Origin of the sequence: Streptomyces niveiscabiei (genome assembly GCF_001419795.1) — a bacterium.
Classification (GTDB): domain Bacteria; phylum Actinomycetota; class Actinomycetes; order Streptomycetales; family Streptomycetaceae; genus Streptomyces; species Streptomyces niveiscabiei.
Genome location: NZ_LIRL01000718.1, coordinates 1 through 4123 on the forward strand (window position 1 = coordinate 1; position 4123 = coordinate 4123).

At 74.3% G+C, this 4123-nt stretch carries 3 protein-coding genes; all 3 read left to right on the forward strand.

Translation table 11 applies throughout. The features are described from left to right. The first annotated feature begins 228 nt into the window (after window positions 1-228). The 3 genes from AOK24_RS31555 (at window position 229) to AOK24_RS31565 (ending at window position 3922) form a co-directional block, all read left to right on the forward strand. A complete protein-coding gene (locus AOK24_RS31555) occupies window positions 229-1176 on the forward strand; it encodes a cation diffusion facilitator family transporter (protein ID WP_055723452.1) in 948 nt (315 codons plus the stop codon). Window positions 1177-1317: 141 nt separating this feature from the next. Beyond that, entirely contained in the window at window positions 1318-2946 is a 1629-nt protein-coding gene (abc-f, locus tag AOK24_RS31560) for a ribosomal protection-like ABC-F family protein (RefSeq protein WP_055723453.1), read from the forward strand. Between the two features lie 25 nt (window positions 2947-2971). Beyond that, on the forward strand, window positions 2972-3922 hold the full coding sequence (locus AOK24_RS31565; protein ID WP_055723454.1) for an aminoglycoside phosphotransferase/kinase family protein: 951 nt from the start codon (window positions 2972-2974) through the stop codon (window positions 3920-3922). The last annotated feature ends 201 nt before the right edge of the window (window positions 3923-4123 follow it).

Consider the following 4123-nt stretch of genomic DNA (forward strand, 5'->3'; position numbering starts at 1 on the left):
GGAGCGGAGCTCCGAAGTCCGGGACGCGGGTGTCTGGCGCGCCGCTCTCCAGACCCCGCCGGAACGGACGTCCACCTCAGCCCGCACCAGGACCACCACGACTCCGCCGCGTTCCCGCCCGCGACCAAACATGGTCACCTGGGCGGACGCGGCTGCCGGGGCATGCGCGGGCGCCCCCTCTGGGTTTCACTGCTGTCCGGGAGCCGGCGTACGAGGAAGGCGTCCGACATGAGCCGTCACGACACCGCGGAGCACGCCGGGCACGCCCACGGCGTGAGCGCCGACGCGGACCGCCGCTGGCTCGGCACCGCCCTGGCCCTCATCACGGTGTTCATGGCCGCCGAGGTCGTCGTCGGCATCCTGGCCAGCTCCCTGGCGCTGCTCTCCGACGCCGCGCACATGCTCACCGACGCCGTCTCCATCGTCCTCGCGCTCGTCGCCATGCGGCTGTCCGCGCGGCCCGCCCGGGGCGGCTTCACGTACGGCCTCAAACGCGCCGAGATCCTCTCCGCCCAGGCCAACGGCCTGACCCTGCTCCTGCTGGGCGCCTGGCTGGCGTACGAGGCGGTACGGCGCCTCGTCGACCCGCCCGACGTCGAGGGCGGCCTCATGCTGGCGACCGCCCTCGCCGGGATCGTCGTCAACATCGCCGCGACCTGGTGCATCTCCCGCGCGAACCGCAGCTCCCTCAACGTCGAGGGCGCCTACCAGCACATCCTCAACGACCTCTTCGCGTTCATCGGCACGGCGGTCGCGGCGCTGGTCGTCGTCCTCACGGGGTTCGCCCGCGCCGACGCGATCGCGACGCTGGCCGTCGTCGCCCTCATGGCCAAGGCGGGCTACGGGCTGGTCCGCGACTCGGGCCGGATCTTCCTGGAAGCGGCCCCCGTCGGCCTCGACCCCGACGCCATCGGCGACGAACTGGCCGCCCGCCCCTCGGTCGTCGAGATCCACGACCTCCACCTCTGGACGATCACCTCGGGCGAACCCGCCCTCTCGGCCCACGTCCTGGTCGCCCCCGACGGCGACTGCCACGCCGTCCGCCGCGACCTCCAACGCCTCCTGCGCACCCGCCACGCGATCACCCACACGACACTCCAGGTCGACCACGCGGGCGAGGACACCCCCGACGACGCACACGGACCGGTCCACCGCGCCGGACCGCACGACCACTGACCCGGGAATACGCGTTGAGGTCCGGCGACCCCTCTTGTTACCGTCGCATCATGGCTTTCCTCTTCTTCGTCTGAGTCCGGGCACGGCCGTTGCCGCCGTCTCTGCCGCCCGTCGACCCTTCGCATGCCCGGGGAAAGTCCTATGCGCGCCCGCGCCCGAACCGCCATGGCCCAGCTGTCCGTCAAGGACGCCACCAAGTCCTACGCCACCCGTACCGTCCTCGACCAGGTCACCTTCACCGTCCGGCCGGGCGAGAAGGCGGCCGTCGTCGGGGAGAACGGCTCCGGCAAGTCCACCCTGCTGCGGCTCCTCGCCGCCGCCGAACCACCGGACGCCGGTGAGGTCACCGTGGCCTTCCCCGGCGGCACCGGCCACCTCACCCAGACCCTCGACCTCGACCCGGACCGCACGGTCCAGGACGCCGTGGACCACGCCCTCGCCGAACTCCGCGCCATGGAACGCGCGTTGCGGGCGGCGGAGGCGTCCCTCGGCGAGGCGTCCGAGGCGGACCTCGCCGCGTACGGCGACCTGCTGACCGCGTACGAGGAGCGCGGCGGATACGACGCCGACGCCCGCGTGGACGCGGCGCTGCACGGCCTCGGACTCGCCCGCCTCCCGCGCGAGCGCCCCCTCGGCTCGCTCTCCGGCGGCGAACGGTCCCGCCTCGCCCTCGCCGGCGTCCTGGCCGCCGCCCCCGAACTGCTCCTCCTCGACGAACCCACGAACCACCTCGACACGGCGGCCGTGCGCTGGCTGGAGGACCACCTGCGCGCCCACCGGGGCACCGTCGTCGCCGTCACCCACGACCGCGGCTTCCTGGAACGCGTCGCCACCACGATCCTCGAAGTCGACCGCGACACCCGCACGGTCCACCGGTACGGCGACGGCTGGCACGGCTACCGCGCCGCGAAAGCCGCCGCCCGGCGCGCCGCGCGGCAGCGGTACACCGAGTGGACCGACGAGGTGGCCCGTACCGAAGCCCTCCTCGACGCCGCCACCGGACGGCTCGCCACCACCGGCCGCGACCCGCGCCAGGGCTTCGGCAAGCACCGCCGCTCCAGCGAGGCGAAACTCGGCGGCCAGGTCCGCTCCGTCCGGGAACGCCTGGAGCGCCTACGCCGCGACCCGGTGGCCGAACCGCCCGCGCCCCTGCGCTTCACGACGGCCCTCCCGACGGCCGACCGCCCCGCCGAAGGCCCCCTCGTGGAACTCGACGGCGTCCGGGTGGGCGACCGGCTGCGGCTCGACGGCCTCCTCACCGTCACCCCTGGCCTGCGGCTCCTCGTCACCGGCCCGAATGGCGCGGGCAAGACGACCCTGCTGCGAGTCCTGGCCGGCGACCTCGAACCGGACGAGGGCACCGCCCGCCGCCGCGCCCGCACCGGCTATCTCCCGCAGGAACCGCCCGCGCCCACGTCACGGCTCCCCCTGCTCGCCGCCTTCGCCGCCGGACGCCCCGGCCACCCGGACGAGCACGCCGGACACCTCCTGGGCCTCGGCCTGTTCCGCGAGGAGGACTTGGACGTGCCGGTCGCCGACCTCTCCGTGGGGCAGCGCCGGCGCCTCCAGATCGCCCGCCTGGTGACCCGGCCCGCCGACCTCCTCGTCCTCGACGAACCCACCAACCACATCGCCCTCGACCTGGCCGAGGACCTCCACACGGCGCTCGCCGCCTACCCGGGAGCCGTCGTCGCCGTCTCCCACGACCGCGCCTTCCGCGACCGCTTCCACGGCGACCGGCTCGAACTGCGCGCCGGCCGCCGCCCCTGACCACCCCACCCGGAACGAGGAACCCATGACGACCGCCTTCCTGACCCCGCCCCAGCGCGCCGCCCGCACCTCCGCCGCCGTCGGCGCGGCCGTCGCCGCAGGCCGTGAACTCGGCCTGACCGTCACCGACGCCCGCGTCCTGCACGACGTCTTCTCCGTCGTCGTGCACCTCGCGCCCGCGCCCGTCGTCGTCCGCGTCCCCACCGTCCTGCCCCAGCCCGCCGACCCGGCCGCCCTCGCCCACCGCCAGCGCGACGAACTGGCCGTGACCCACTGGCTCGACCGGCAGGGCGTGCCCGTGATCGCGCCCAGCCCGCTCGTACCGCGCGAACCCGTCCAGCGCGACGGCTTCTCCATGACGTTCTGGACGTACGTCCCCGAGAACCGGGGCGCGGAACCCGACTACGTGGCCAACGCCGAGAGCACCGCCGCCCTCCACGCGGCCCTGCGCGGCTACCCGGGCCGCCTGGAGTTCCTGTCCGCCGCCGACCCGGACTTCGTCACGCGGAGCCTCGCCGAACCCGTCCTGATCGAGGCGGCCGACCTGGACCGCGCCCGCCGCGAGTGGCGGGTCCTGGAACCCCTCGTCCGCTCCCGCGCCGCCTTCGAGGTCCGGTTCCCGGGCATCGCACTCCAGGCCGTCCACGGCGACTCCCCGCCCGCGAACATCTTCGCCGGGGTGGACGGCGACCTCTACGCCGACTTCGAACTGGTCACCCTGGGGCCCGTCGAATGGGACCTGGCCGCCCTCGGTCCCGAACACCGGGACGCCTACGACCGGGGCGCGCGGAACGCCGGCACGCGGACGCTCGACGAGGACGTCCTGCGCTTCGTCGACGCCGTCGGCATGCTGCGGGTCGTCGCCACGCTCACCCTGGCGCCCCAGCTGCCCGAGCTGATGGAGTACCTCACGCCTGCCGTCGAGCACTGGCGGACCCTGCCCTTCGCGGGAGGCACCGACCTGGCACGGCCATAGCCGACCGCTATACCCCCATTCGTCGCACTCCTCTACCAGGGCTGTTCGGCACGGCTTACCGTGCGGACGGAGCCAGGCGCGATATCCCCTGAAGATCAGCTGAAGATCAGCGCCCCGTCGCACGAAGGAGGGGCTTCCGTGTCCCCATACGCCAGCCGCGGCCACCGGGCCGCCCAGGTCGCCGCGGCTGGCGTATGGGGA

Coding starts and splice junctions, on each gene's coding strand:
- AOK24_RS31555 (WP_055723452.1), top strand. CDS start 229: ATGAGCCGTCACGACACCGCGGAGCACGCCGGGCACGCCCACGGCGTG.
- abc-f (WP_055723453.1), top strand. CDS start 1,318: ATGCGCGCCCGCGCCCGAACCGCCATGGCCCAGCTGTCCGTCAAGGAC.
- AOK24_RS31565 (WP_055723454.1), top strand. CDS start 2,972: ATGACGACCGCCTTCCTGACCCCGCCCCAGCGCGCCGCCCGCACCTCC.